Origin of the sequence: Elioraea rosea (genome assembly GCF_007644105.1) — a bacterium.
Taxonomy (GTDB): Bacteria; Pseudomonadota; Alphaproteobacteria; order Acetobacterales; family Acetobacteraceae; genus Elioraea_A; species Elioraea_A rosea.
In genome coordinates this window covers 100,006-121,228 of record NZ_VFAC01000004.1, presented here as the reverse complement: position 1 = coordinate 121,228, position 21,223 = coordinate 100,006, and the positions used below count along the sequence as shown (strand labels likewise).

At 71.0% G+C, this 21,223-nt stretch carries 25 protein-coding genes; 12 read left to right on the top strand and 13 right to left on the bottom strand.

The genetic code is table 11. The features are described 5' to 3' along the window. Positions 1-10: 10 nt before the first annotated feature. The gene (locus FIF60_RS05000) at positions 11-220 is read right to left on the bottom strand and encodes a zinc-finger domain-containing protein (RefSeq protein ID WP_144184479.1); all 210 of its coding nucleotides are present in this window, start codon (positions 218-220) and stop codon (positions 11-13) included. A 44-nt stretch (positions 221-264) separates the two neighbouring features. On the opposite strand from FIF60_RS05000, the gene FIF60_RS04995 reads away from it, so the two are divergent. After that, positions 265-1,263, top strand: coding sequence for an alpha/beta fold hydrolase (locus tag FIF60_RS04995; protein WP_158639067.1), 999 nt, complete (start codon positions 265-267; stop codon positions 1,261-1,263). A gap of 6 nt (positions 1,264-1,269) precedes the next feature. Here FIF60_RS04995 and FIF60_RS04990 read toward each other — a convergent pair whose 3' ends face one another. From FIF60_RS04990 to FIF60_RS04980, 3 genes are read right to left on the bottom strand one after another with little or no spacing between them, the layout of a single operon-like run. Further along, positions 1,270-1,737, bottom strand: a complete 468-nt coding sequence (locus FIF60_RS04990; protein ID WP_144184475.1) for a copper chaperone PCu(A)C — start codon at positions 1,735-1,737, stop codon at positions 1,270-1,272. Between the two features lie 16 nt (positions 1,738-1,753). After that, the gene (locus FIF60_RS04985; RefSeq protein WP_144184473.1) at positions 1,754-2,392 is read right to left on the bottom strand and encodes an SCO family protein; all 639 of its coding nucleotides are present in this window, start codon (positions 2,390-2,392) and stop codon (positions 1,754-1,756) included. A 54-nt stretch (positions 2,393-2,446) separates the two neighbouring features. Next, complete coding sequence (locus tag FIF60_RS04980; RefSeq protein ID WP_158639066.1) at positions 2,447-2,818, bottom strand: DUF2946 family protein; 372 nt, start codon at positions 2,816-2,818, stop codon at positions 2,447-2,449. A 94-nt stretch (positions 2,819-2,912) separates the two neighbouring features. Here FIF60_RS04980 and FIF60_RS04975 point away from each other — a divergent pair, with 94 nt between their 5' ends. From FIF60_RS04975 to FIF60_RS04950, 6 genes are all read left to right on the top strand, one after another. Continuing rightward, a complete protein-coding gene (locus FIF60_RS04975) occupies positions 2,913-3,242 on the top strand; it encodes an NIPSNAP family protein (protein ID WP_144184469.1) in 330 nt (109 codons plus the stop codon). Between the two features lie 77 nt (positions 3,243-3,319). Further along, complete coding sequence (locus FIF60_RS04970) at positions 3,320-4,201, top strand: IclR family transcriptional regulator (protein ID WP_144184467.1); 882 nt, start codon at positions 3,320-3,322, stop codon at positions 4,199-4,201. A gap of 17 nt (positions 4,202-4,218) precedes the next feature. Next, the gene (locus FIF60_RS04965; RefSeq protein WP_144184465.1) at positions 4,219-5,160 is read left to right on the top strand and encodes a dihydrodipicolinate synthase family protein; all 942 of its coding nucleotides are present in this window, start codon (positions 4,219-4,221) and stop codon (positions 5,158-5,160) included. A gap of 50 nt (positions 5,161-5,210) precedes the next feature. Further along, positions 5,211-6,206: a Bug family tripartite tricarboxylate transporter substrate binding protein gene (locus FIF60_RS04960; RefSeq protein WP_144184463.1), complete on the top strand. Its 996-nt coding sequence runs from the start codon at positions 5,211-5,213 to the stop codon at positions 6,204-6,206. Further along, the gene (locus FIF60_RS04955) at positions 6,203-6,886 is read left to right on the top strand and encodes an SDR family NAD(P)-dependent oxidoreductase (RefSeq protein ID WP_144184461.1); all 684 of its coding nucleotides are present in this window, start codon (positions 6,203-6,205) and stop codon (positions 6,884-6,886) included. Before FIF60_RS04960 ends, FIF60_RS04955 begins: the two co-directional genes overlap by 4 nt. 29 nt (positions 6,887-6,915) lie before the next feature. Further along, the gene (locus FIF60_RS04950) at positions 6,916-8,085 is read left to right on the top strand and encodes a mandelate racemase/muconate lactonizing enzyme family protein (protein WP_144184459.1); all 1,170 of its coding nucleotides are present in this window, start codon (positions 6,916-6,918) and stop codon (positions 8,083-8,085) included. Between the two features lie 7 nt (positions 8,086-8,092). On the opposite strand, the gene FIF60_RS04945 is transcribed toward FIF60_RS04950, so the two are convergent. Further along, complete coding sequence (locus FIF60_RS04945) at positions 8,093-8,806, bottom strand: superoxide dismutase (RefSeq protein ID WP_144184457.1); 714 nt, start codon at positions 8,804-8,806, stop codon at positions 8,093-8,095. Positions 8,807-9,005: 199 nt separating this feature from the next. On the opposite strand from FIF60_RS04945, the gene FIF60_RS04940 reads away from it, so the two are divergent. The 3 genes from FIF60_RS04940 to FIF60_RS04930 all read left to right on the top strand — a co-directional run bounded on the left by FIF60_RS04940 (position 9,006) and on the right by FIF60_RS04930 (position 12,165). Beyond that, positions 9,006-9,995, top strand: coding sequence for a TAXI family TRAP transporter solute-binding subunit (locus tag FIF60_RS04940; RefSeq protein ID WP_144184455.1), 990 nt, complete (start codon positions 9,006-9,008; stop codon positions 9,993-9,995). A gap of 150 nt (positions 9,996-10,145) precedes the next feature. After that, positions 10,146-11,093: a DMT family transporter gene (locus FIF60_RS04935; protein WP_158639065.1), complete on the top strand. Its 948-nt coding sequence runs from the start codon at positions 10,146-10,148 to the stop codon at positions 11,091-11,093. 40 nt (positions 11,094-11,133) lie between these two features. Further along, a complete protein-coding gene (locus FIF60_RS04930) occupies positions 11,134-12,165 on the top strand; it encodes an aspartate-semialdehyde dehydrogenase (protein ID WP_144184451.1) in 1,032 nt (343 codons plus the stop codon). Positions 12,166-12,210: 45 nt separating this feature from the next. Here the strand turns inward: FIF60_RS04930 and FIF60_RS04925 are convergent, their stop codons facing one another. The 5 genes from FIF60_RS04925 to FIF60_RS04905 all read right to left on the bottom strand — a co-directional run bounded on the left by FIF60_RS04925 (position 12,211) and on the right by FIF60_RS04905 (position 17,202). Continuing rightward, entirely contained in the window at positions 12,211-13,428 is a 1,218-nt protein-coding gene (locus FIF60_RS04925; RefSeq protein WP_144184449.1) for an MFS transporter, read from the bottom strand. 32 nt (positions 13,429-13,460) lie between these two features. Then, positions 13,461-14,351 (bottom strand): DMT family transporter, encoded by an 891-nt coding sequence (locus FIF60_RS04920; RefSeq protein ID WP_144184447.1) that lies wholly within the window; start codon positions 14,349-14,351, stop codon positions 13,461-13,463. Positions 14,352-14,407: 56 nt separating this feature from the next. Continuing rightward, the gene (locus FIF60_RS04915; RefSeq protein WP_144184445.1) at positions 14,408-15,091 is read right to left on the bottom strand and encodes a 5-formyltetrahydrofolate cyclo-ligase; all 684 of its coding nucleotides are present in this window, start codon (positions 15,089-15,091) and stop codon (positions 14,408-14,410) included. A gap of 48 nt (positions 15,092-15,139) precedes the next feature. Continuing rightward, entirely contained in the window at positions 15,140-15,541 is a 402-nt protein-coding gene (locus FIF60_RS04910) for a hypothetical protein (RefSeq protein WP_144184443.1), read from the bottom strand. Positions 15,542-15,636: 95 nt separating this feature from the next. Further along, positions 15,637-17,202 carry a D-aminopeptidase gene (locus tag FIF60_RS04905; protein WP_144184441.1) on the bottom strand — a complete coding sequence of 522 codons (1,566 nt, stop codon included), beginning with the start codon at positions 17,200-17,202 and terminating at the stop codon, positions 15,637-15,639. Between the two features lie 86 nt (positions 17,203-17,288). Between FIF60_RS04905 and FIF60_RS04900 the strand changes: the two genes are divergently transcribed. After that, the gene (locus FIF60_RS04900) at positions 17,289-17,687 is read left to right on the top strand and encodes an AtzH-like domain-containing protein (RefSeq protein ID WP_144184439.1); all 399 of its coding nucleotides are present in this window, start codon (positions 17,289-17,291) and stop codon (positions 17,685-17,687) included. Position 17,688: 1 nt separating this feature from the next. Here FIF60_RS04900 and FIF60_RS04895 read toward each other — a convergent pair whose 3' ends face one another. Genes FIF60_RS04895 through FIF60_RS04885 form a run of 3 tightly spaced genes read right to left on the bottom strand, consistent with a single transcriptional unit; the run spans position 17,689 to position 20,437 of the window. Then, on the bottom strand, positions 17,689-18,564 hold the full coding sequence (locus FIF60_RS04895; protein ID WP_144184437.1) for a S1 family peptidase: 876 nt from the start codon (positions 18,562-18,564) through the stop codon (positions 17,689-17,691). Between the two features lie 4 nt (positions 18,565-18,568). Further along, positions 18,569-18,982 (bottom strand): DUF350 domain-containing protein, encoded by a 414-nt coding sequence (locus FIF60_RS04890; protein WP_144184435.1) that lies wholly within the window; start codon positions 18,980-18,982, stop codon positions 18,569-18,571. A gap of 24 nt (positions 18,983-19,006) precedes the next feature. Next, positions 19,007-20,437 (bottom strand): FAD/NAD(P)-binding protein, encoded by a 1,431-nt coding sequence (locus FIF60_RS04885; RefSeq protein ID WP_144184433.1) that lies wholly within the window; start codon positions 20,435-20,437, stop codon positions 19,007-19,009. 49 nt (positions 20,438-20,486) lie between these two features. Here FIF60_RS04885 and FIF60_RS04880 point away from each other — a divergent pair, with 49 nt between their 5' ends. Next, positions 20,487-21,182: an SDR family NAD(P)-dependent oxidoreductase gene (locus FIF60_RS04880; RefSeq protein WP_144184431.1), complete on the top strand. Its 696-nt coding sequence runs from the start codon at positions 20,487-20,489 to the stop codon at positions 21,180-21,182. Positions 21,183-21,223 lie beyond the last annotated feature (41 nt).

Here is a 21,223-nt window from a genome sequence, read left to right as displayed (position 1 = left end):
TCCGGGCGGGTCAGCCCGCCTTGCCGCCTCCCGCGGCGGCCAGCACATAGGTGCGCGAGCAGTAGGGGCAGACCACCCGCCCGTCCACCAGCTTCAGGAACACGCGCGGATGGCCAAGCGCGCCTCCCCCGCCGTCGCACGCGACGGTCGTGTCGGTCACGGTGATCGTCTCGGCGACGAAGGCTGCCTGTCCAGCCTGGGCGGCCGATGGGGTCTGCATGGCTGTTCCTGTCTCCTCAGCGGTGGCGGATGATAGCGGCAGCCATGCGACGATCAACCGAACCTGGGACAACCGAGCCCCGCCAAGGCGCTGCCCTGCCCCGCCGTACCCTGCTTGCCACGCTTGCTGCCGCAGGGTGCTCGCCGCGCATCGTGCCGGCCGGCCCACCGGTCGGGCCGCCGGTCGATGCCGGGGATGCGCTGATGATGGCCGATGGGGTGCGCCTGCCCCTCCGCTCCTGGAAGCCGGAAGGGGTGGCACGGGGCGTGATCCTCGCGCTGCACGGCTTCAACGATTATTCCCGCGCCTTCGAGATTCCGAGCCCGCTGTTCACGGATGCGGGGTGGACCCTCTACGCGTATGACCAGCGTGGCTTCGGCGGCACCCCATCGCGCGGCCTCTGGCCCGGCGCGGACACGCTGGCAGACGATGCCGTGACGGCAGCGACGTTGATCCGCGCCCGCCACCCCTCGCTGCCGCTGATCCTGCTCGGCGAGAGCATGGGAGGCGCGGTGCTGCTTCTGGCCGGGTCGCGCGCGAGCCCCCCGCCGGCGGATGGCTACGTTCTTTCCGCGCCTGCGGTGTGGGGCGGCGAGACGATGGGAGACACGGGACGGTGGTTCCTCAACGTTTTCGCCCATACCGTACCCGCCCTCGGTATCGTCGGCGGCAGCCCGTTCATCCGCGCCTCGGACAACGAGGCGGCCCTGATCGCGCTCGGGCGCGACCCGCTGGTGCTTCGCTCGACGCGGGTCGATGCGATCTTCGGCTTGGTGGCGCTGATGGATGCCGCGCTCGAGGCCTCGCGCCGGTTCGACCATCCGGCGCTCGTGCTCTATGGCGCACGCGACGACATCGTTCCAGAGCGGGCGATCGATGCCCTGCGCGAGCGCCTTCCCGGCCTCGCCGACGGTCGTCAGCGGATCGTCGGCTACGAGCAGGGCTACCACCTTCTCCTGCGCGACAGCGGGCGGGTGAAGGTGGCGGAGGATATCCTCGCCTGGGCAGAGGGCGGGGCGGCAGCCGCGCCCACGCCTGCCTGAGCCCCGTCAGTGGCCGCGATGCGGCCCGCCCTGGCCGGGGCCCGCGGCCCCGGCAGGCTGCACCGGAACCTGCACCGTGACGTCCCCTGCGCGCTCGAAACGAAGCGTCACTGGAATGGTCTCGCCGGGGCGGAGCTGGCGCGCGAGGTCGATCAGCATCAGGTGCAGCCCGCCCGGGCGGAGCACCGCCGGCTCGCCCGGGTTCACCTCGATCGCCGTCACGGGGCGCATGCGCATCACCGCGCCGTCCATGATGTGGGTGTGCAGCTCGACCGTGCGCGCGATCGGGCTCGAGGCGGCGACGAGACGGTCGAGCGTGTCGGCGGTGTTCTCGATCGTCATGTAGGCGGCAGAGGTGCGGCCGGCCATCGCCGCCCGCGCCCAGGGCTCATGCACAACGAGCGGTGCCTGCGCGACGGCGGGAAGTGCGAGCGCGGCCGCTGCGGCCGCGAGGAGGAGGCGTCGTGTCGTCATGGTGTCCGTGTCCTGGTCAGGAGCGGGCGAGGTGCGCGCGGATGGTCGTCGCCATCTGCTCGGGCGTCGCCTGGGGGGAGAAGAACTGGCGGAACGCACCATCGGGGCCCATCAGGTAGATGAAGGCGGAATGATCCATCGTGTAGGCATCGGCCTCCTGCCCGGTCTTCACCTTGCTGTAGAAGACGCGATAGGCGCGCGTCGCCGCAGCGATCTGCTCATCGGTGCCGGTGAGCCCGATGATCGCGGGGTGGAACTGTTCGGTGTAGACCTCGAGCTCGCCCGGCCTGTCCCGCGCCGGGTCGACCGTGATGAAGAGCGGCGTGACCTTCTCCGCCTCCGCGCCGAGAAGGTCGAGCGTTGCGGCAACCTTGGCGAGCTCGGTCGGGCACACGTCGGGGCAGTAGGTGAAGCCGAAGAAGACCAGCATGTGGCGGCCGCGATAGGTCGCGTCCGTCACCTGCCGCCCTGTCTCGTCCGTCAGCGTGAACGGACCGCCGATCGCGACGCCGGCGGGAAGCGTCGGGCCGAGGCTGTCGCTCGACGGCTTCAGCCACAGCATGGCGCCACCGACGGCGATGAGCATCACCAGCGCGCCTCCGGCGAGGATGGCAAGCCCGCGCTGCGCGGCGCGGTGGACTGTGTTCTGGGACATGGATGGAACCCTCGATGATGCGGGGACGCGCGGGGGCACCGCGCGCGGCACGGATCAGCCGAGGGCGGGTGGTGCGCGTGTCCGTGGCCGGAGATGGGGCGAGGGATGCGGTGCCGGCGGTTCCGGCGTATGAGAGGCGGCCACGCTCCAGCCCGGCCTGCGCTCGGGCCCGGGTGGCGGCGGTGGTGCGAAGGCGAGGTCGCGCCCGAGGCAGGTCGCACAATGCTCATGCGCCTCGGCCGGGGCGGGTGCGTCCTTCTCGCCCACGGGGACGCTGACGAGCCCCTCGGTCGTGCAGATGATGAGTGAGAAGGCCTCGGCGCGGCCCTCGCGGTCGGGCATTGCGGGGGCGAGGAGGAGCGCGAGCAGCCCGAGCAGGGCGAGTGCGCCCGAGCGTCGGCGCAGGGAGGGCAGGAGCCTCGACACGGCCGGAGGTATGGCGCCGCGCCCCGCCTTACGCAAGTCTTCGCCGGCCGCGCGCGCCTGCGCGGCCTGAAGCGATGGAAGGGACCGCCGCGCCATGATCGTCGACCTGCGCATCTACACCTGCAAGCCGAACCACCTGAACGATTTCGTCGCTCTCTACCGCGAGCACGCCTGGCCGCTGCAGCAGAAGTATCTTGGCCGCTGCGTCGGCTGGTACGTCACGGTCGAGGGCCAGCTGAACCAGGCCGTGCACATGTGGGCCTATGAGAGCCAGGCGGACCGCGAGCAGCGCCGCAACGCCATGGCGGCCGACCCGGCCTGGCAGGCCTATCTGAAGAAGGCGGCCGAGGCCGGCTACCTGGTGCACATGGAGAACCGGATCATCCGCCCGGCGCCACACTGGACGCCGCTTCCGCAGGCGTGAGCCGGAGCCGCTGCCGCCCGGCAGGCACCGATCGTTTCGGTGCTTGACCGGGCGGGGCGGTCGGGATTAGGTTTGCCATGAGCGAAAACAAAAGTTCGCATTCCGAACAGCCGGACGGACGCGACGAGGAGCGGCAGGGCGCAGACCCGGCGGAGAAGAGCGTCGTCCGCTCCCTCGCCAAGGGCTTTGCCGTCCTCCGCGCCTTCACGGCAGACCGGCCGGAGCTGACGCTGTCCGAGGTCGGCCGCGCCGCGGGTATCGACAACGCCACCGCCTTCCGGCTGCTCAACACGCTTCTGATGCTCGGGCTGGTCGCGCGCGTTCCCGGAACGCGGCGCTTCCGCCTCACGCTTGCCTGCCTCGATCTCGGCTTCAACGCGATCGCCCGGTCCGACCTCCGCACCCTCGCCCGCCCGCTGCTTCGCGAGCTGGTCGGCGAGAGGATCGAGGCCGCGTCCATCGGCGTGCTCGACCAGGCATCGATCGTCTATGTCGAACGCATCCAGGCAGGCCTCGTGCGCCTCGGCGTCGATGTGCGCATCGGCAGCCGCATGCCGGCCTATTCCACAGCCATCGGCCACGCCATCCTCGCCTTCATGCCCGAGGCGGTGCAGCGCGCCGTGCTCGAGAGCGCGCCGCGCCCGAAGCTCACCGAGCACACGCTGACCGATCTCGACGCGCTGCTCGCCCGCCTCGCCTCGGTTTGCTCCCGCGGCTTCGCGGTGTCGGACCAGGAGAACGTCTCCGGCCTGCGCGTTCTCGCCGCCCCCGTGCTCGATGCCGATGGCGTTCCGGTGGCCGGCCTCTCCGTCGCCCTGCCGAGCTTCGTCGCCTCCCTCGACGAGTTCGTCGCAGGCACCGCCGCGCCGGTCGTCGCGGCAGCGCGGTCGCTTTCGCGCGCGCTGCAGGCCGGCGGCAACGGCGCGCTCCCCGCACCCCTTCCCCGCCGCCAGGCGTGACACGAGGAGATACCCCCATGGCGATGACCAACTTCCACGGCCTGATCCCGGCGATGGCCGTTCCATTCCGGCCGGACCATTCGATCGACGAGCCTGCGCTGCGCCGTTTCGCGCAATGGCTCGGCCGCCAGCCGGGCGTCGTCGGCATGATGACGAACGGACACACGGGCGAGGTGTTCAGCTTCACGCCGCGCGAGCGGGCGGAGGTGACGCGCATCGTCGCCGACGCGGCGAAGGGCATCTGCCCCGTCGTCTCCTCCGTCGTGTGCGAGGGCGTGCGCGACGCGGTGGAACAGGCCGGCTGGGCGAAGGACGCAGGCGCGCAGGCTCTCGACATCATGCCGCCGCATCACTGGCTTCGGTTCGGCTTCCGCCCCTCCCAGGCCGTCGACTACTTCCGCGCGATCGGCGAGGCGACCGGCCTGCCGCTGATCGTGCACGTCTACCCCGCCTGGACGAAGGCCTCGTTCAGCTCCGAGCTTCTGGCCGAGCTCGCGCGCCTGCCTTCGGTGAAAGCGTTCAAGATCGGCACGCGCGAGATGAACAAGTATGCGCGCGACCTCGCCGCCATTCGTGCCGCGGCGCCGGAGAAGGCTCTTCTCACTTGCCATGACGAGTACCTTCTCGCCTCAATGGTGCAGGGGATTGACGGCGCGCTCGTCGGCTTCGCGAGCCTGATCCCCGGCCTGATCAACGACCTGCTCGAGGCCGTGAAGGTCGGCGACCTCAAGGCCGCGATGGCGATCCAGGCGCGCATCGATCCGTTCAAGGAGGCCGTCTACGGCGCAGGCGAGCCGACGGGCGAGGCGCACGCCAACATGAAGGCGGCGATGGCAGCCGCCGGGATCATCCCCGAGGCGACCGTGCGCCCGCCGACCATCCCGCCGAGCGCCGAGGAGCTCGCCCGCATCCGCGCCGTCGTCGCCGCCTCCGGCATCGCGCTCTGCGACGCAGCCTGATCCCCCCTAGAGAACGATCCGCCAAGCGGACGAACAACGAGGAGAGGTCCATGACAATTGGCACACCTTCCCGCCACCCGACGCGGCGCGGCGTTCTCGCCGCGTCCGCCGCGCTGCTTGCCGCCCCCGCCGTGCATGCCGAGGAGGCCTGGCCGCGGGGGCGACAGATCCGCGTCATCGTTCCGTGGCCGCCAGGAGCCGCGAACGACCTGCTTGGCCGCCTTTTCGCGCAGCGGCTGAACGAGAAGCTTGGCGCCAACGCCGTGGTGGAGAACCGCACCGGCGGCTCGGGCCTCGTTGGCACCTCCGCGGTCATCCAGGCCGCGCCGGACGGGTACACGTTCCTCGCTTCGGCATTCAACACGGCGGTGATGCCGCTCGTTCTCAAGGCCGCGACCTTCAACCCCGAGTCCGACCTGACCGTAATGGCGCGCACGGCCGCTGCGCCACTCGTGCTCGTCTCTACGCCGCACCGGCCGGAGAAGACGATCCCCGAGGTGCTCGCCGCCGCCAAGGCGAAGCCGCGGGAGTGGACCTTCGCCCTCTCCTCTCTCGGCTCTGCGGGGCATCTCGCGACGATCGACTTCCTTCGCCGCGCCGGTGTCGCGATCGAGTTCGCCCCCTATCGCGGGACCCAGCCGGCGCTGACCGACATCGTCGCAGGCAACGTGCAACTGCTGATGGACCCATCCTTCGCGCTCCTGCCAGCGGCGAAGGAAGGCCGGGCCCGCGCGCTCGGGATCGCCACAAAGCAGCGCTCGGTGCTGGCACCAGACGTGCCGACGATGATCGAGCAAGGCATGGACGGCTACGAGTTCAATTCCTGGTACGGAATCTGGGGCCCGAAGGGCGTGCCGGAGCCGATCGTGCAGAAGGTCAACACGCTGATGCGCGAGACGATGCGCGAGCCCGACATGATCGCGCGCATGACGCAGATGATCCTCGAGCCGGTCGACGAGAGCGTCGACGACACCAAGCGCTTCATCGCCTCCGAGATCGTCCGAGCGCGTGAGCTCCTGCGCAGCGTGAACTACGAGCCGCAATGAGCGGCACGCGCCACGCCCTCGTCACCGGCTCATCGAGCGGCATCGGGCTCGCCATCGCCGAGCGCCTTCTCGGCGATGGCTGGCGCGTCACGGGCCTGGACCGCGCGCCGGCAGCGCTCGCGGATGAGCGTTTCGCCTCCCGTACCGTTGACCTCGCCGACGCGGAGGCGACAGTGCAGGCGGCGTCAACGCTCGGGCCTGTCGATGCCCTCGTCCATGCCGCGGGCATCATGCGGGGCGGGGCGGTCGGCGAGGTGGACGCCAAAACGGCGTCGCTGATGTGGCGGATCCACGTTGCCGCGGCGCAGGCGCTCGGAGCGGCGCTTCTGCCCGCCATGCCGGAGGGCGGCCGCGTGGTCCTGATCGGCAGCCGCGCGGCGAACGGTGCGCCGCGCCGGGCAGACTATGCCGCGACCAAGGCGGCGCTTGTCGGCCTCGCGCGTTCGTGGGCGATGGAACTGCTACCCCGGCGCATCACCGTCAACGTCATCGCGCCGGCAGCGACCGATACCGCGATGATCCGCGACCCTGCCCGCGCCGGCATCGCGGTGAGGCTGCCGCCGGGAGGCAGGCTGATCGAGGCGTCGGAGGTCGCGGGGCTTGCGGCCTTCCTGATCTCGGAGGAGGCTCGCTCCATCACCGGCCAGCAGATCACCATCTGCGCCGGCGCTTCGCTGTGACCATTGCCTGACCCCCGGGAGAGTTCCGCATGACCGTTCGCATCCTCGCCGTCGAGGAAGTGACCAAGCCGATCGCGTCGGCGATCCGCAACGCCTATATCGACTTCTCGAAGATGACGACGAGCCTCGTCGCGGTCGTGACCGACGCGGTGCGCGACGGGCGCCGCGTCGTCGGCTACGGGTTCAACAGCAACGGGCGCTACGGCCAAGGCGGGCTGATCCGCGAGCGCTTCGCCCCGCGGCTGATGGAGGCGGACCCTGCGTCGCTGAACGACGACGCCGGCACCAATCTCGACCCTGACCGCTGCTGGTCGGCGATGATGGCGAACGAGAAGCCTGGCGGGCATGGCGAGCGTTCGGTCGCGGTCGGCACGCTCGACATGGCGATCTGGGACGCGACGGCGAAGATCGCGGGCAAGCCGCTGCACCATCACCTGGCCGAAGGGGCGGGCCGCCAGGCGAACCCGCGTGTCTTCGTCTATGCCGCGGGCGGGTACTACTACCCCGGCAAGGATGACGACGCGCTGAAGGCCGAGATGCGGAGCTACCTCAAGCGCGGCTACACCGTCGTGAAGATGAAGATCGGCGGCGCCTCGGTCGAGGAGGACCGGCGGCGCATCGAGGCCGTGCTTGCAGAGATCGGCTCGGAGGCGCAGCTCGCGGTCGATGCGAATGGGCGTTTCGATCTCGAAACCGCCATCGCCTATGCGAAGATGCTCCGCGAGTATCCGCTCTTCTGGTACGAGGAGGCGGGAGACCCGCTCGACTACACGCTGCAGGCGACGCTTGCGCAGTTCTACCCGGGCCCGATGGCGACGGGCGAGAACCTGTTCTCGCACCAGGATGCGCGCAACCTGCTTCGCCACGGCGGCATGCGGGCGGACCGCGACTGGCTGCAGTTCGACTGCGCGCTCAGCTACGGGCTCTGCGAGTATCGCCGCACGCTCGCCGTCCTGCACGAGCATGGCTGGTCGCCCGCGCGCTGCATCCCTCATGGCGGGCACCAGATGAGCCTCGCCATCGCCGCGGGCCTCGGCCTCGGCGGCAACGAGAGCTATCCCGACCTCTTTCAGCCCTATGGCGGCTTCCCCGACGGCGTCGCCGTGAAGGACGGGCACGTGACGCTGCCCGACCTTCCCGGCATCGGCTTCGAGGGCAAGAGCGACCTCTATGCAGCGATGAAGGCACTCGCGGACTAGAGCGGGCTCAGATCGTCAGCGTGCCCGCCTTCGCCGAGGCGTAGCGAGCGCCGATCTTCTCCCAGTCGAGCACCGTCCACCAGTTCCGCACGTAGTCGGCGCGGCGGTTCTGGTAGCGCAGGTAGTAGGCGTGCTCCCACACGTCGTTGCCGAGCAGCACGCGCCCGCCCTCCATCAGCGGCGTGTCCTGGTTCGGCTTCTGCGCGATGGCGAGCGTGCCGTCCCGCGTGACGGTCACGAACGCCCAGCCCGAGCCGAACACGGTCGTCGAGGCGCGCTCGAACTGCTCGCGGAACGTCGCGACGGACCCAAAATCGCGCGCGATGGCTGTCGCGAGCTCGCCAGAGGGTTCGCCCCCGCGCCCGCCCATGATGCTCCAGAACATCGCGTGGTTTGCGTGCCCGCCGCCATTGTTGCGGATGGCGGTGCGAACCCCCTCCGGCATCTCCGCGAGCCTGGCGAGGATCTGCTCGAGCGGCATGGCCGCGACCTGGGAATGGGGGGCGACCGCCGCGTTCAGGTTCGCCACGTAGGCGGCGTGGTGCCGGCCGTGATGGATCTCCATCGTCTGGGCATCGATCGCCGCCTCGTTCGCGCTTGCAGCATAGGGAAGGGGCGGCAGGGTGAACGGGCCCGAGGGTGCGGCTGCCTGGGCCAGGGCCCTTGGCGCGATGAGAAGGGAAGCTCCAGCGGCGAGCAGGGCTGTCCGTCGTGCGATCATGGGTTGTCCTCTCTTCTTCGGGCCGGCCTTCCGGATGTGGGCATCCCGGGCGGCCGAAGAAGGGCACCTGCCCGCGGCCAGGCCCTCGAAGCGGCTTCCCCCTTTTCTCCGGGCCCGGTTTCACCCATGTTGGCGGCAAGAAGGCGGGCCCGGGTCACCGCCCGCCGACTGTTTCCGTGTGTAAGGGGAGGATCACCGTATGATGAAGCGACGCCATCTGCTGGCAGCCACGTCTGTTGCTGCTCTCGGATTTCCGGCAATCGTCTCGGCGCAGCCGAAGAATTCGTCCTGGCCGCGTGCCCTGAACATGGGCACCGCCGCGCCGGGCGGCACCTATGCCATCTTCGGGCCCGCCTGGGGGCAGATCGCGCAGGAAGCGACGGGGGTGAACATCTCCTATCGCACCACGCAGGGCCCGAACCAGAACATCATCCTGACCAACCGCAAGGAGGTCGAGCTCGGGATGGTGACGATGGGCGTCGCGCTGCAGGCCTGGGAAGGCAAGGGCGAGTGGACGCAGGGCAACCGCTTCCGCGACATCCGCGCTCTGTTCCCGATGTATGACACGCCGTTCCACGGCGTCGCCCTCACCCGCTCGGGCATCACCGACCACAGCCAGCTCAACGGCAAGAGCGTCGGGGTCGGCCCGCGCGGCGGCACGCCCGGGACCTACTACCCGCTGATCCTGCGCGAGCTCGGCGTCACGCCGTCGGCGATCCGCTACGGCAGCGCGTCCGACCTCGTCGGCCAGGTGTCCGACGGCCTGCTCGACGCGTTCCTCTTCGCCTCGGGCGTGCCCATCCCGGCCTTTTCCGAGCTCGAGACGACCAACCAGGTGAACATCTTCGGCTTCACCAGCGCCCAGATGGACACGATCACCAAGGCCATCCCCGAGCTTTCGAAGGGCACGGTGGCGAAGGGCACGTACAGGACGCCGCAGGCCGACATCAACATCCTCGGCGTCTACAACTTCGCCATCGCGCACAAGAGCCTGCCCGATGACTTGGCCTACGAGATCGTGAAGTCAGTCATGACGCAGAATGCGCGGATGGTGCAGGCGACGGCGGCCTCGAAGGAGACGCTGCCGGAGAACTGGAACAAGAACACCTTCCTGCCGTTCCACCCGGGCGCGGCGAAGTGGTTCCGCGAGAACGGGCACGCCATTCCCGACAATCTCGTGATGGCCTGATCCTCGGCGCCTTGCGCTGAACGGGCGGCCGGCGCGGCGACGCGCCGGCCGTTCGCGTTTCCGGGCCCTGCACCAGCCTCCCAAGCATGCCCGCCGCGCATGGATGTCCCGCTCTGGCGTGCGCCAGCCGCTTGCCTATGCTCGGCGCGCATGGAACGCGAAGCAGGCGCACCGCCCCGGCGTCCGGCCGGCGAGGCGCTCGGCTGGGCCGCGGCGATCGGAGCGGTCTCGATCTGGGCGGGATGGGCCGTCGCGACGCGCTACCTGCTCGGCGCCTCGAGCCTCCGCGCGCCGGACATGGTGGCGCTGAGGTTCCTGACCGCGGCGATCCTGATGACGCCCTATGCGCTTCGGCACGGGCTTGCCGTGCGGAAGCTGAGCCCTCTCTCCCTCGCTGCCGTCATCGGCGGCTCGGGCTTCACATTCAGCCTCTGCAACACCGGCGGCCTCGTATTCGCCCCCGCGGGCCATGGCGGGGCGATGACCGCCCCCCTCTCGGCCGTGTGGACAGGGGTGCTCGCCCATCTCTTCCTGCGCGAAAGCCTGTCGCGGCGCAGCCTTGCGGGGCTGGTGCTGATCGTCGCCGGTGTCGCGACGCTCGTCGGCGCCACGCTTGCCGGGCATTCGCCGCGCGTCTTCATCGGCCATGCCCTGTTCGCCTGCGCGGGCCTGCTCTGGGCCCTCTACACCATCGCCATCCGCAAGGCGCGGCTGCCGTCGCTCGATGCCGTGGCGCTGTCGACGATCGGTTCGACCGTCGTCTACCTGCCGCCCTATCTCGCGATGTCCGGGCCGCGGTTCCTCGAGATCCCGCTCGGCGAGCTCGCGCTCCAGGCGACCCTTCATGGCGGGCTGGCGGCGACGCTCTCGGTCATCCTGTTCAACATCGGCGTCGCCAGGCTTGGGGCGGCGCGGGCGGCAAGCCCGGCGGCGCTGAACCCGGCCCTGACCGCGCTGCTCGCCATCCCTGCCCTCGGCGAGGTGCCCTCCTGGCCCGAACTGCCTGGATTCGCGGCGCTGACAGCCGGGGTGTGGCTTGCCTCGGGCGCACGGCTTGCGGCACGGCCGGCGCTTGAACACGGCGGGCGGGGGGCGTAACTCCCTCTCCTGCCAATCCAGGCGGAAAGGAGCATGTGTCATGGGCTACAGGGTTGCAGTCGTCGGCGCCACCGGAGCGGTCGGGCGCGAGCTGCTGAAAACGCTGGCCCAGCGCGACTTCCCCGCCACGGACGTGGTCGCCCTCGCCTCCGGCCGCTCCGCCGGCTCGCAGGTGAGCTTCGGCGACGACAAGGTGCTGACCGTGCAGAACCTCGAGACCTTCGACTTCAAGGGTATCGATATCGGCCTGTTCAGCCCCGGCGCGTCGGTCTCTGCCGTGCACGCGCCGCGCGCCGCGGCAGCGGGCTGCGTGGTGATCGACAACACCAGCCACTTCCGGATGGAGCCCGACATCCCCCTCGTCGTCCCCGAGGTGAATCCTGGGGCGCTCAAGGGCTTCGCCAAGCGCAACATCATCGCCAACCCGAACTGCTCGACCATCCAGATGGTCGTCGCGCTGAAGCCCCTGCACGCGATCGCGCGGATCAAGCGGGTCGTCGTCTCGACCTACCAGTCGGTCTCCGGCGCAGGGAAGGAGGGGATGGACGAGCTCTACACCCAGTCGAAGGGCAGCTTCGTCAATGACCTGCCGACGCCAGAGCAGTTCACCAAGCCGATCGCGTTCAACTGCATTCCCCACATCGACAAGTTCATGGAGGACGGGTCGACCAAGGAAGAGTGGAAGATGGTCGCCGAGACCAAGAAGATCCTCGACCCCGACATCGCGGTGATCGCCACCTGCGTGCGCGTGCCGGTGTTCGTCGGCCACGCCGAGGCGGTGCATGTCGAGTTCGAGGGCCCGATCACGGTGTCGGAGGCGCTCGCCGCGCTGAGGAAGGCGCCAGGCGTCGCGGTGGTCGATCGCCGCGAGGATGGCGGCTACATCACGCAGGTCGAGGCGGCAGGCGAGGACGAGGTGTTCGTCTCCCGCATGCGCAAGGACACGACCGTTCCGCACGGCCTCGCCTTCTGGTGCGTCAGCGATAATCTCCGCAAGGGCGCTGCGCTCAACGCGGTGCAGATCGCCGAGACTCTGATCGCCCAGGGGCATCTGGCGAAGCAGGCGGCCTGATCGGCCGCCGCGGGCCGGGGGGTTCGCTCCCCGGCCTCGCTAGCCCTACGGCCGCTCCGTCGCAGGCCTGATCGCAAGCGAGGCGATGGCGAGCAGCCCGCAGGCGGCCATCGCCGCGGGCATGCCGATCACGCCAGCAAGCCCCGCAGCCACCGCCCCGCCCGCGATCTGGATCGCGCCAGCAAGCGAGGCCGCCGTTCCGGCATTGCCCTTGAACTCGGCGAGCGCCTCGGCGAAGGCCGCCGGCAGGGCGAGGCCGAGGCCGAGCACGAACAGGCTCATCGTCACGTTCACGCCGTGCTTGGTGAAGAGATCGAGCGGGCCGAGCGCGACCATCCCGATGCCGCCTGCGAGCATCAGCACCGTCCCCGTCGTCAGCCCCGCCGTGGTGCGCCCCGACTTCATCAGCCGCCGCGCGATGCCCCCGCCGATGACGACGCCGATCACGGCGATCAGCGGGTAGAGCGCGTAGGCCGTCGGCGTCAGCCCGAACACGGTGATGTAGAGGTGCGGGCTGCCGGCCCCGAAGGCGAACAGCCCGCCCATCGCGCCAGCGGCCACCAGCACGTTGGCGCGGAACCGCTGAGACGACCACACGCCGCGGTAGCCGCGCGCGATCGCCGCCGCATCGAGCACGGCGAGCCTGGTCCGGTTGCTCTCCCCGAGCGCCTTGGCGGCCCAGGCGAGCACCACCAACGCCACGGCTGCGGAGGCGACGAAGCCAGCCCGCCAGCCCGCGAGCAGGTCGAGGCCCGCACCCGCGAGCGGCGAAAGCGCGGGCACCGCGGCGATCGCCATCGAGAGCGACGCCATGCCCCGCCCGACGCCCGCGCCCTCGTTGGCATCGCGGATCATTGCGCGAGCGATGGCAAGCCCCGCGGCCCCGCCGGCCGCCTGCAGCACCCTGCCCGCGAGCAGCACGGCGAAGCTCGTGGCGGCGGCGCAGAGAAGGCTTCCGGCGGCGAACAGCGCGAGCGTGCCGAGCACGACCGGCCGCCGCCCATGCCTGTCCGACAGAGGCCCCCAGACGAGCTGGAACGGCGCGAAGGCGGCGAGGAACACCGCGAGCACGAGCTCGCCCCCGCCCGCGCCGACGCGGAACGTCTCGGCGATGGCCGGAAGGCTCGGCAGCGGCAGGTTCGCCGCGATCTGGCCGATGCCGGCAACCGCTGCGAGAAGCAGGAAGGGCGTCGAGGCGGGCGTATCGGACGCAACGGTAACGGTCGCGTCGCGCGGGGCGCGTGCGGCTTGGGTCCCTTCCATCGCCGCACCATGTGCGGGCGCCCGCGGCGTCGTCAACGGGGCGGTGCTGCGCGGGAGGCGGCGAGCGCCGTTCCCGCGAGGATCAACGCGACGCCGATGGCCGCGACGGGGTCAGGCCAGAGGCCGAACAGCAGGAGATCGAAGCCCACCGCCCAGAGAAGCTTCACGTATTGCCATGGCTGCAGCCCAGCCATCTCGGCGCGCTGCAGCGCCATCGCGAGCGTCACCTGCCCGGCTGCCTGGAGCGCGGCGAAGGCGACGATCATCGCCCAGTCTGCGGCGGAGGGGTGGCTCCACAGCCAGGGCAGCGTCGGCGCGGTGATGGCGGTGCCGACGATGGCGGCCTGGAGCGTCAGGTCGCGCGCATCGGCGATGCCCCGAAGCCTGCGCGTGACGATCTGGTAGCCCGCATAGGCGAACTGTCCGGCGAGCGCGAGAAGGGCGGCGGGTTGGAACCCGGCCATACCCGGCCGGAGCACGACGAGCATGCCGCCGAAGCCGAGCCCGACGGCGAGCCAGCGCAGCGCTCCGACCCGCTCGCCGAGGATCGGGCCTGCCAGGGCGGTGAGGATGATCGGCCCCATGAAGCCGACGGCGGAGACCTCGACCACGGGCATGCGCGCATAGGCGAAGATCACCATGATCGAGGAGCCGATCACCCCGAGCCCCGCAAGCCGCATGTCCCGCGCCCTCGGCGGGAACAGCAGCCGCCGCCAGGCCGCGCCTGGGCTCGCCGCGAACGGCGTCGACGCGGCGAAGGCGGCGAGCAGCAGCGCGCAGCGCAGGAAGGTGAGCTGTATCGCATCGACGCGCCCGGCGAGCAGCTTCGAGGTGACGTAGCCGGCCGTGTAGAGAAGCCCCGAGAGGACGACGAGTGCGGGCGCGACCGCCCTGTCACGCCACTGCCCTCGCGCTGCTGCCATGGGCGCGAGATTACGGCATCACCGCCGCAGCGCCAGGGTGGGCGGCCGCCCTGGCCTCACGCAGAGGGCCTGACCACGCCCTCCTCGGTCACCACCGCCTCCATCGGGACGTCGTGCCATTGCGGGAAGATGGACGGAACCCGTGCGGCGGCGAGGCCGATGCCGATGGCGCGCGGCCGCGGCTGCAGGGCGAGCGTCCGGTCGAAGTATCCGCCGCCATGGCCAAGGCGGTAGCAGGCGGCATCGAACCCGACGACGGGCGCCAGCACGATGTCGGGGCGGACGGCCCTGTCCTCCTGCGGGCAGGCAATCCCGACCGCATCGCGGCCCATCGCCGCGCCTTCGTGCCAGGCGCGGAAGCCGAGCGGCTCGCGCCGCCGCAGGACGCAGGGGAGTGCGGCAGTGGCGCCGCGCGCTGCGAGGCCGGCGAGCCATGGCCGCAGGTCGAGCTCGCCCCGCACCGGCCACCATCCGGAGATGACCCTGCCGGCAACCTCGCCGAGCAGCGCATCGAGATGGCGGATGATCGCCTCCGTCCGCCGCGCGCGCTCCTCAGGCGCCAGCGCCGTGCGCTCCGCGACCAGGCGCGCGCGCTCGGCCTTCCGCCAGCGGGACACGTCGCGCCAGGTCTCCGCGTCGGCAGCCAAGCCGCCGCGCCAGGCGGGGTCGAGCTCATGCAGGAAGCAGGGAGGCGAGGCGAAGCAGGCCGGGGGTTCGGCGTCGTCATCGTGTCGTGGCATCGATCCTCCCTCCTCTGGACCATCCGCGCCGCGCGGCAGGATGCTCCCTCATGGACCGCCGCCAAGCCGGGCGAGGAGCTCGAGCTCGAGGAAGCTTCCGAGCAGGATGGCATTGGCGGCCCAGGTCACCGTCAGGCTGCGTGCCAGGGTTCGCCAGAACGGCGCTGCGTTCGCCGCGCAGCGCCACACCGCGACGAGCACCCAGACCGTATAGGCCGCGAGAAGCAGCAGCAGCCCCTGCTGCAGCCCGACCCGCCCCGCCTCCATCGCGAGGCGGTAGAGCAGGGCAATGCCGAGGCTGGTCGCCACGCCGTAGAGCCAGAACACGCGGCCAAGCGGGGCGCGGCCCTCGAAGGCCTCGATCTCCGGCTGGAACAGCAGGCGCAACAGCGCCACGAACACCGAGCGGCGGTGCATCCCTTCAAGGCGTCGCCGACCCTGCCGGCTCATGCGCCGTGTCCCGAGACGATCACCGGCTCACTATGGCACGGGCACGCCCCCTGCGGCATTGATCCTGGGCGTAGCCCGCCCCTGCGTCGGGCCTTTCAGCCCGAGGCGACCCGTTCGTAGCGAAGCCCGCGCGCGAGCCAGCAGCCGACGACGAGCGCCGTCGGCCGTCCTCCCTCCCGCTGCACCGAGAGCGTCCAGTCTCCCGGCGGGGTATGGTCGAGCGCCCGGGGGCAGGGCAGCGCCCAGAGATCGGTCGCGATCGGCTCGAGCAGCTCCATCCGCCCCTGGCCGAGGAACCCGGAGAACGCACCATAGAGCGCGCCGCCGGCATCCTCGATGGCGAGCTCGGCGTCGAGCTCCGCACAGCGATACCGCCCGGCGATGTCGCGCTCGGGCACGCCCCCACGAGGGATGAGCCGCGTCGTGATGTTCTCCTGCAAGCGCTGCATGGTGAGCGCGGCACCGTCCGACGCGAGCCGCGTGCCGCTCGCGGACGCCGCGCCCGAGGCGTCGAGATCGAGAAGTTCCGGCGTCTGGCCGAAGCGGAGCCGCACCTGGCCGGGGGCGTAGGAGTCGATGCGCGCGGCAAGGCCGGTTTCCGGCTCCAGATACGCGCCGAGCCATCGCGGCGGCGCGATCGTCGTGTCGGGCTTCGGCTTCTCGAGGTCGAGAAGCGTGGCGAAGGCATCGATGGCAAGCGCCGTGGCGTCGCCAAGTTGGTTCAGGAACGCAACGACCGAGATACGCCCCGCCGGCGCGTAGAAGCGATGGCTGCGCCAGCCGCGCAGCGCCCCGCCATGGCCGATCACCGCGCGGCCGAGCTCGGCGCGGCGCGCGAGGCCGAAGCCGTAGCGGGCGGGTGCGCCGTCTGCGAAGGCGGTCGGCGCGGAGAGGCGCGCATGCAGCGCGTCGGGGTCGTCGCGCGTCGCGTCGATGTGCTTCTCCCAGGCGATCATGTCGTCGAGCGAGGCGCCGATGCCGGCATCGCCGGTCCAGACGATGCGGTTCTCTGCAGCGCGGAACCCGCCCGCCTGCGTGCCCTCGTACCCCTCGGTGCCGTCGGGCATGGCGCGCGTGTCGGCGGCGAGGATCGCGCTTTCCATGCCGATCGGGCCGAAGACATGGGTGCGCAGAAGCTCTGCGAAGCTGCGCCCCGACGCCTCCTCCAGAGCATCGGAGAGAAGCCGGAAATTCTGGTTCACGTACGACGAGCGCGTGCCCGGCGCGAACTGGAGCGATCGCGTCGCGCCGATCACCCGCGCGCTCTCCTGGTCTCCGAACGGCGCCTCGGCCGGCGAGCCGTGCAGCATCGCCACCGCCCAATAGTCCCTGAGGCCCGACTGGTTGTGGCAGAGCAGCCGCGCCGGCGGTGCCGCCGCTCCGAGGAGCGGAAGCCGCGCACGGATGGCGGCATCGAGTGCCTCGGGCTCGCCGAGAGCCTCGAGCACCGCCGCGCAGGTGAATTGTTTCGTGATCGAGCAGATCCGGAACAGCGTGCGCGGCGTGAACGGAATGCGCCTCTCGGCATTGGCGTAGCCCCAGGCGTGGCGGGCAAGCACCTCGCCCTCCCGCAGGATCGCGACGGCCCCGCCGGGGCCCGGGAAACGCTGCGGCAGGGCTTCGAGGAACCGGTCGAGCCGGCGTGGCAGCGCGTCGCTCATTCTTCGGCCTCCATCGCGCTCATCCCGTCTCGCCCTCCTTCTCCGGCTGGCGCATCCTACAAGCGCAACAGGAGAGGAAAAGCCCGATGGAGATCGACCAGGCAGACGTGGTGGCGGAAGTGCGCGAGGTTCTCGACCGCTATGAGACCGCGCTGATGACCAACGACATCCCCACGCTCGAGGCGATCTTCTGGGACGACCCGCGCACGGTTCGCCTCGGCGTGGGCGAGATCCTGTTCGGCATGGAGGCGATCCGCCGCTTCCGCCGTGCGCAGACCGGCGGCTACCAGCAGCGCGAGCGGCTGGAGATTCGCATCACCACCTATGGCCGGGATTTCGGTGTGACGAACATCGTCTATCGCCGGATCGCGACGGGGATGATCGGGCGGGAGACGAAGATCTTCGCGCGACTCCCTGACATCGGCTGGCGCGTCGTCTCGGCGCATGTCTCGCTCAATCCCGAAGGCACGCCGATCGAGCGCTGAGTCACCCCTGGCAAAGCACCTGCGCCACGCGAAGCTCGCCGCGGAGCCGATCGGCCACCGTGCCCAGACCGCCGGGGCTGATCGCGACCGCGCGCGTTCCGGCGCCGGCGATGGGAAGCGGCCGCTGGCTTCCTGCCATGGCGAGAAGCGTCTCGGGTGCCGCGGTGGAGAAGCGGCCGCGGCGTGGCTGCTCGGCAACCATCACGCCGAGCACGTTGCCGTTCGCATCGAAGAGGGGCCCGCCGCTAATGCCGCCCAAGGACCCACCGAAGTTCGGCACGCGCCGCACCTCCGCCCATTCGAGCGTCGGCGCGAGGCCCTTGAACAGGCGCCGCGCCTGCATCTGCGCGCGCCCGAGAAGCCGCCCCTGCACCGCGCCGGGGCGGCCCTGCGGATAGCCGATGCCGAACGCGTCCATCCCCCGTGTCGGCGCGTCTCCCGAAAGTGCGAAGCCTGGCGTGCCGCCGCGCGTCTGGATCAGCGCGATGTCGGCACCGGGATGCGCCCAGGCGACGGAGGCCTGAACCCAGCCCTGCCGCTCCCGGATGCCGACGCGACGGCAGCCGTTCACGACATGCTTTGCCGTCAGCCAGAGGCCGGAGGGGTTCATCGAGAACGCCGTGCCGCTGCTCGTGCCGCCATTGGGCCCGGGGGCGACGTCGAACACGGGATCCCGCGGCGACGGCGGCGGAAGCACGGCACGGTCCTGCGGCTGCGGGGTCGGCGGGATGGGCTGCGCGGGAGGAAGCTCGGGCGGCAGCAGGACCGGCGGCGGGGTTGAGCGCGGCGGCGGAGCCGGCTCGCGCTCCTCGCCGAAAAAGGCCCACAGCGCCATCGCCAGCAGCAGCAGCGTCGCGAAGCGGTCGAGCCGGCGCATCGCCTCAGCCCGACATGGCGCCGGCGTTGATCAGCCCGACCGCAAGCTGCACCGCTGCGGCGACGAGCGCGGCCGCGAGGTCACCCCGTTCGACCCGCGCCGGAAGCTCGCGCAACAGGAGGCTCGCCGCGCCAAACGCCGCCGCCTGGACGATGGTCGCGACCGCGCCCCAGACGAGGATGTCGGCGACGGAGAGCGATCGCGCGAGCGTCGCGCCGATCGGCAGGGCAAGGCCGAGCAGCGCGCCGGAGAGCGTGACGGCGGCGGCGATGTTGCCGCTGCGCACCAGGTCGAGCTCATGATACGGCGTCAGCCGCGTGTAGACGGCGATGCCCGCGGCATAGACGCCCGCGGCGGCAAGGAACTGCAGAACGAGCTGCGGCAGACCGGCGGCGAGGCTTTGCAGGACGGCGTCCATGCGGTGTTCCCGATGCTAGCTGTTTCAGATCACGAGCGGGTCGTCCCCGGCCGGCGCGGCGGTTGCGGCGAAGGCCTCGACGGCGGAGACATGGGTTTCCGCATCCTCGAGGAAGAGGCTGCGGGTGATGGCGCGCACGACACGGTCCGGCCCGAACTTCATCCCGTTCAGCCCGACGCAGACCGGTCCGACCGAGGGAACGGAGGCGATGCCGACATCGTGGATGCGCCCGAGCACCGACGCGTCCTTCGCCTCGCGCGCGGTGTAGGCGAAGCCGCCATCGAGATAGGGCATTGCCCCGAGCGTTGTGTCGGCCGCGGCCGCGGGGAAGCGGTCAGCCCAGGTGGCGATGCGCGGGGCGAAGGCGGAGAGCTCGGGCCGCGCCTGCATATTCACCGCGAAGCCCGTGGCGGCGATGACGAAATCCGCCGTCACGCTGCCGCGCGCTGTCTCGAGCACGGCGCGCCCGCCCTCCTCGCGAACGGAAAGGAGCGGCGCCGAGGTGATCATCGCGAAGCGTTCGCAATGCACGGTGCAGCGCTTGACGCTGTCGGGCGGCGGCGGCACGGCGAAGCGGGCGAGCACCTGGTGCAGCCGGAAGCGCTGCGCATCCTCGAGCTCGCCGTAGTGGCGGAGGAAGCCCGCGAACTCCATCGCCTGCTTGACGTTCGGCTGGGCGATGGCGGCGCGGCGGGCGATCAGCGTCACCTTCGCCGCGCCTGTCTCGAGCGCGACGGCGGCGTTGTCGAAGGCGGAGGCGCCCGCGCCGATGACCGCGACATGCCTTCCGGCGAGCGCCGCGAAATCGATCGTGTCCGAGGAATGCGCGCGCAGATGGCTGGGCAGCGCGGCGATCTCGCGTGGCAGCGCCGCCCCACCCGCACCGAGCACGCCCATCGCGAGCACGACCCGGCGTGCGTAGGCAACCGTCTCGCCGGCTTCGGTGCGCAGCGTACAGGCGAACAGCCCGTCCGACCCCTCCTCGACCGACACGAGGCGCGTGCCGTTCTCCACGGCGATGCCGGCCGTGTCGCGAAACCAGGCGAGATACTCCATCCATACCGCGTTCGGCGCCTTGTCGAGCGCCTGCCAGGCCGCCTTCCCGAAGCGCGCGGCATACCAGGCGGGGAAGGAGAGGGGGGCAACGCCAAGATCGGGGCCGACAAGCTCCTTCGGCGTGCGCAGCCAGCGCATCCGCGCGAAGCCGAGCCAGGGGCCTTCCTGGCCCTCCGCCGCCGCATCGATCACCCGCACCCGGGCGACCTTCTCGCGCGCCAGCAGGAAGGCGATGGCAAGCCCGTTGATGCCTGCGCCGACGACCAGCACATCCGCCGCCTCCGTCCCGTCCGGTGCGAGGCGCGCGGGCGTCCAGGCGCGCTTGGGGTAGTCGAGATAGGCGAGCGTGCTGCGCGCGGCCGCCTCGAGCGTGGCGAGCGGGGTATCGGGTGGTGTCATGGCGTGTAGGATGCCAGCGGAACGCGATGGCGGCGAGACGGGAGGACGAATGCTGGATCCGACAGGCCGGGTGGTAATGGTGTCCGGCGCGGCGCGGGGGATCGGCCGCGCGGTGGTCGAGCGGCTTCTCGAGGCCGGCTACGCCGTCTCGGCCGGGGTGCGGGACCGCCATGACCTGCCTGTGTCCGACAGGCTGCTCGCCCACCGCTACGATGCCGAGACGGCAGCCTCGGCCGATGCCTGGACAGAGGCGACGGCCGCGCGCTTCGGGCGCATCGACGGCGTGGTGGCTGCGGCCGGCATCAACCCCATGGCGCGGCTGCTGGACGAGGACGACGCGGCGCTCGATAGGATGTGGGCGGTGAACGTGAAGGGGCCGAAGCATCTCGTGCGTGCAGCCTGGCCGCACCTCGCCGCCTCGGGCACGGGCCGCGTGGTGATCGTCTCGTCCCTCTCCGGCAAGCGGGTGGCGAACGAGAACATGGGCTATGCGGCAAGCAAGTTCGCCGTGGTCGCGCTCGCCCACGCGATCCGCCGCGAAGGCTGGGCGCAGGGCATCCGCGCCACCGCCTTCTGCCCTGGCTATGTCGCGACCGACATGACGGCCGGCGTGAGCACCTACCCCCGCGAGGAGATGACGCACGCGGAGGATGCCGCGGCCCTGATCGAGACGACCCTGCGCCTGCCAGCGCACGCGGTGGTGGCCGAGCTTCTGGTGAATTGCCGCCTCGAACCCTCGATGTAGGGGGGGCGGATTGCGCGCGTGGCAGGTTCGCCGCATGATTC